At 40.1% G+C, this 2181-nt stretch carries 1 protein-coding gene; it reads left to right on the top strand.

Going from position 1 to position 2181, the window contains the following annotated elements:
* Positions 1–379: 379 nt before the first annotated feature.
* Positions 380–2170: an Ig-like domain-containing protein gene (locus tag R8925_RS15730; protein WP_430536731.1), complete on the top strand. Its 1791-nt coding sequence runs from the start codon at positions 380–382 to the stop codon at positions 2168–2170.
* Positions 2171–2181: the final 11 nt, after the last annotated feature.

The raw sequence follows: 2181 nt of genomic DNA, 5'->3' as shown, positions 1-2181 counted from the left end.
GCCTTACCCCGAGCGAATACCGGAATAAGGCCATCATATAAAAACTATTTCATTTGTTTTTTAACCTGTCTACTTGACAGGGAGCAGTTCAAAACGAATGACGGTTCCTTTTTTTAATTTTTGCTGGTAACAATATTTATTAAAAGCAGGATTTTTTCGTAATAGCTTCAAAACTTGTTCTACGGAATAAAATATATTTAGTTCGGATTCATGATACATTGTTTTTCTCCTTCCAAAACAGGTATATATGTACCTAAAATAATGGTTTTAAAGCTTTTTTAAGACTAAAAAACGCGATATAGTGAGGGTTTAATAATTCATAAAGTTGTCAAAAAGCTTTATTTATGACGCACACGAACAATATTTCTCGGAAAAAATAGTGCTTTATGTATCTATTTTACCCTGCGTAGAGAAAAATGCTAAAGTTTCCTTGTTTAGAGGCGGTAGTGCTGGTGAAGAAGGAACGTGTACTTTTAAAATTGATGGGAATTTGAATATTAACGATGGTGCAAATGTAGAAATCATTACCGAACAGGGAAGCACGGCTGGCGGTATTAAGCTAAACAGTAGCGGTAGTTCTTTGCATGTTAGCCAAAATGCAGAACTGCTTGTAAAAACGCAAGGTGCTGTGACAGATGCGCGTAACCCGATTTATATTGCTGGTGGAGCTTCTTTAAAAGTGGATTCTGGTGCTAAATTGAATGTTCGTGCTGAAAATACAGGAACATCAACTGGAGCTACGATATATGCTGGTAACACATGTAGTTTTATTGTGGCAAAAGATGGTACATTCGACGTTCAATCCGATGGTACAGGAGCTAAATATTTGATTCGGATTGGGACCTCTGCTATTTTTCAATTTGCGGATGCTAAGAGAGTCAATTTACAGTTCAATAACAAACATGCAAATAGTCGACTTATATACATGTATGGAAGTGCTGGACAATTGATTGTGGATGTTCAAGCAGTGAAGTCATGGTTTATCAATGATTGGGAAGGCGATGGCAATCCAATGTTTGATTGGAGCCCAATGTATAGTATGACAATTAAATACAATGGTGCTAATGTTACATCGGCAACTGGGAAATCACCTTATGCACCAACACAGGCCAACTTTATCGAATACTTCCGGACACAAGATTTTCAGCGTGTTTTGTTTGAGGGGATCCCAGACGTAGCTGTTTCAATTGATGAGTTATCGGATAATAAGAGTGCGGCAAATAGCCATACGATAACAGGTGTTACCAACCCAGGTGCTTATGTTAAATTGACGGGCGATGCAGCGATACCAGCTGGAGCGTTAACTTCCTACGATGCCAATGATACGGAGAAATATCATGTCATGGCGGATGCGCAAGGTAAGTATACATTCACTTTGCCAGATGGGAAATACCTTACAGCAGGCAATCAAGTGACCGCGTATTCGTATCTTAATGGTAAATCAGCAACGATGAATACGACTGTAAAAGATGAAACAGCACCAGATATGCCAACGCTAAATGCAATTAGCGACAAAGCAATTGTCTTGAGTGGTGGAGCTGAAGCCAATGCAACGGTAACCATTTATAAAAAAGCAGACAAAACGATATTAGCAACTGGAAAAGCGGATGGTAATGGTCATTATAGCATCACGGTCCCAGTAACAGAGCGTCCAATTGCACCATACATTTCTTGTTATGCAGTAGCAACTGATGCGGCAGGAAACACAAGCGAGCATTCGGCGGATGTTATTGTGACGGATACTACGGAGCCGAATGCTACACCAATAACGCAGTACGCGACAGTTGGTGGAACTTTTACGAGCCAGGCCAGAGATTTGCTTACCGATGTGTATGATAATGCTGGGGCTGGTGATGATAATTTGACGTACACGATTACATCACAACCGGATTTGAGCAAAGTTGGCTATACAACGGCGCAGGTGACGGTTCGTGATCGCGCTGGAAATATGACAGTTGTTGCGGTTCCGGTCTTTGTGAAGGATGCAGGGACGATTAGCAATGATCAGGCGATGATGAAAGCAACAGATATCACGATTCAACTTGCAGAGTATCCAATGAACGAAGCAGAATTAAATACGTTAATCAGACAACGTTCTAACTTGAAAGAGGATGGGACAAAAGTTGATCTACAAATCAACGGATGTTCCATCCTCTTTATATGTATATAGAAATAAGTACA

The sequence above is a fragment of the Listeria rocourtiae subsp. hofi genome (genome assembly GCF_963575615.1).
GTDB lineage: Bacteria > Bacillota > Bacilli > Lactobacillales > Listeriaceae > Listeria_A > Listeria_A hofi.
This window is presented reverse-complemented; position numbering and strand designations above follow the sequence as displayed.